Below are 3,158 nucleotides of genomic sequence, written 5' to 3' on the forward strand. Positions count from 1 at the left end.
ACCTGAAATAATATATAAATGAACCCAAACAACGTGACCCACTGAGCGTATTCTTTTTTTCCCACTTGGTCCAAAACAGTATGCAAAAAGGCTACCACGATTCCTACACCTGCAATTTTAAATATGATATCCACTTCTAACCCCATTGCTTTTCCCCCTAAAATAATAAAATAATCAGTAATAATCCTGACAAGAATCCCAGGCTCTTTACCATTTTTTCGTATGTTGCTTGTGCTTGAATCGCTTCTGCCTCTTCTCTTTCAAGATGTGTCAGTGTCAGCATAATGTGTTTTTGCTGGGAGATACGATCATGCCGGCCAAGGGTTTCCCCAAATTGCTTCATAATCTCAAATTCTCCTTGTTTTAATGCTGTAGAACTCCATATATCTCTTAAACTTGTTTCCCAGGCTTCTTTAACCGTTGTCTCAGTGTCCGTTAATTTCTTGGAAAAGGCTTCAAAAAAGGTCGAAAGTGGTTTGGATAATTGGTCGGCTAACCTTCGGGCAGCTTCATGTAACGGTGTATGACCGTACATGATTTCTGCTTCAAGTGATTGAAGTGCAGACCTTAACGCTCTGAGTTGTCTTGGCCGTTCACTAAAGCGTCTGGAAATCTCAAACCCAATCCAGGTTGTCGCGACAATGATGAAAACAGCTCCTATTAGCTTAATCATTTATGTCACTCTCACTTTTTGATTCATTTCATTACCATTTGCATCTAAGATATGTGCAATTGTTCCTGGACCCGATGATCTATTTAAGACAATAAAGCGTTGAAAGATTTTTTGTTCGAGAATATATCGTAGAGATGGTCTGTTCTTTACTTCTTCAATGCTCGTCCCATGTGTGGTCATCATCAAAGTAATCCCTGCATGAACAGCCTCTTGGATCGCCTCACTATCTTCTTTCCGGCCGATTTCATCCACTACCAATATATCTGGACTCATAGAACGAATCATCATCATCATTCCTTCGGCTTTCGGACAGGCATCTAATACATCCAAGCGGTCCCCAAAGGTTAATTGCGGGATCCCATTAACACAACCGGCAATTTCACTTCGTTCATCTACAATTCCGACCTTACTTGACTCTACACCCCTTACATCGAATCCTGAGGAGGCAATTCTTGCAATATCACGCAGTAATGTCGTTTTACCTGTTTGAGGCGGTCCAATCACCATGGTATGCTTCCAACTGCCTTGAAAGATGTATGGTATAAGCGGTTCTGCTATCCCTACCTTCTCCCTGGCAATCCGTATATTAAAAGAGGAAATATCCCTAATCGCCTTCACCTTGCCACCCTCAAGGATTACTTTGCCAGCGAGCCCAATCCGATGTCCTCCAGAAACAGTTATAAACCCCTGCTTAAGCTCCTCTTCAAGTGTATAGATGGAGAAATGACTGATTTTATTCATTAGATGAATAGCATCTTCTGGTTGAATAATATAGGATAAAAATCTGGGTTTCCCTTTCATTGTTATTTCAATTGGGCGATTGATGCGAATACGAATTTCTTCTAATTCTTCTTTTTGGTTGGGAGGGATTTTGCTGATTAGGTCTGCTATTTTTTTGGGTAAAAAGTTTAGGATTTTTTCCACGTGTGCAACCTCCTCAAATTTGCATTTCTCATTATTTAAAATGTATGCCTGCTTGGTCACATTATGACTTTCAAATCTGTCAATTCTTATCAATTTCGTAGATTATTGCTAGAAGAAGATTTGAAAAGTTAACAGTGATTCATTAATATTCGGAACGTATCATAAGGGAAATCGTATTCTATAGGAGAGTATAACCATGAAGGAGGAATTAAAAGTGTACAATAACAATCCCCCTCCCCTTGACCGCAATGGACGCTCTCACAAGGGTCACTTAATTAAAGTATCAGGTGAGGGAGAACTAGCCGTCCAGCCCGACTCGGCTTCAGTAAACTTAGGGATTATTACTGAAGGTAAGCAATTAATTATGGCCCAACAACAAAACTCCGCTGAAGCAACTAAGGTAATCGACTCGCTTATTACACTGGGCATACCAAAAAATCATATTCAAACCTTCGATTATCGAATTGAATCGGAATATGATTTTGATCAAGGAAAACAAATTTTTCGCGGCTATAAAATAAGTCATATTTTGAAGGTAATCATAGATGATTTATCAATTATCGGAAACGTTGTAGACACTGCTGTTCAAAACGGGGTAAACTACGTCTCTAATGTTCAATTTACTGCAAAAAACAAAGATTTATTTTATCAGCAGGCCTTAGTTCTTGCAGTAAATAATGCCACTGAAAAAGCTAAAACCATTGCAAGCACTATAAATGTATCGTTAATACCTACCCCAATTCTAATCGTTGAAGGAGGAAGTTCGGTCCAGCCTGTATTTAATCAGTCTGCAACTTTCGTGAAAGGAATGGCTTCCACACCATTAGAACCAGGACAAATAAAAGTCAGAGCAGATGTAATCGCAGAATTTAAATTTACCCCTTCACATTAAAAAAGGATTGAACCAATTTTTATGGTTCAATCCTTTTTTGTGGTTTAATTGTCGTATTTCTTTGCCCAATTATACAATTGCATTTCTGTCACTGGACCATTAAAATGCTCTCTAATGACTCCTTGCTTATCAATCACAAAGGTTTCAGGCTGCCCTGTCACATTATACATTTTTGAGACCTTGGCATTATAATCGAATAAGTAATTCATTCCCGCTTTATTTTTCTCTGTTACTTTATTAATCTTATCCATGGTCTCGCCGCGATTAATCATAAGAAAATTATACTTTTCCCCATATTCTTTTTGAAACGATTCTAATTCCGGTAACTCTTCCTTACACGGAGCACACCATGAGGCAAAATAATTCAAGATTACAACTTCTCCCTTAAAATCACTGAGTTTGGTTGTACTTCCATCTAAATTTGGCAGTGAAAAATTATAAGCTTTATCCCCTACATCTGTATGTTTTCCTTTTGTTACTAAACTATAACCAAAGAAACCGAACATACCTACAATAAGAATCAATACGAGTAATTTAATGACCCGCTTGTTCATCGTATTTCCTCCTGACACCACTAAGGTTCTATGCAAAAGGCCTGCAAATTCTACACAGGCCCAATTTAAATCCTAACTATTTTTCTAGTTGTTTTAAGAATTCAATTTCTTTCTT

The 3,158-nt window shown here is 38.1% G+C and carries 5 protein-coding genes; 1 reads left to right on the forward strand and 4 read right to left on the reverse strand.

The features are described 5' to 3' along the window. The 3 genes from spoIIIAC to spoIIIAA form a co-directional block, all read right to left on the reverse strand. A partial coding sequence (gene spoIIIAC, locus V7659_RS27785; RefSeq protein WP_335543304.1) for a stage III sporulation protein AC occupies window positions 1-146 on the reverse strand: 146 nt, incomplete at its 3' end. 11 nt (window positions 147-157) lie between these two features. Beyond that, entirely contained in the window at window positions 158-673 is a 516-nt protein-coding gene (gene spoIIIAB, locus V7659_RS27790; RefSeq protein WP_144547635.1) for a stage III sporulation protein SpoIIIAB, read from the reverse strand. Continuing rightward, complete coding sequence (gene spoIIIAA / locus V7659_RS27795) at window positions 674-1,597, reverse strand: stage III sporulation protein AA (RefSeq protein WP_335543302.1); 924 nt, start codon at window positions 1,595-1,597, stop codon at window positions 674-676. A 196-nt stretch (window positions 1,598-1,793) separates the two neighbouring features. Between spoIIIAA and V7659_RS27800 the strand changes: the two genes are divergently transcribed. Continuing rightward, the gene (locus V7659_RS27800; RefSeq protein ID WP_335543303.1) at window positions 1,794-2,489 is read left to right on the forward strand and encodes an SIMPL domain-containing protein; all 696 of its coding nucleotides are present in this window, start codon (window positions 1,794-1,796) and stop codon (window positions 2,487-2,489) included. Between the two features lie 44 nt (window positions 2,490-2,533). On the opposite strand, the gene V7659_RS27805 is transcribed toward V7659_RS27800, so the two are convergent. Then, window positions 2,534-3,043 (reverse strand): TlpA family protein disulfide reductase, encoded by a 510-nt coding sequence (locus tag V7659_RS27805; RefSeq protein ID WP_144547638.1) that lies wholly within the window; start codon window positions 3,041-3,043, stop codon window positions 2,534-2,536. Window positions 3,044-3,158: the final 115 nt, after the last annotated feature.

Source organism: Neobacillus drentensis (genome assembly GCF_036966985.1).
Lineage (GTDB): Bacteria > Bacillota > Bacilli > Bacillales > Cytobacillaceae > Neobacillus > Neobacillus drentensis_E.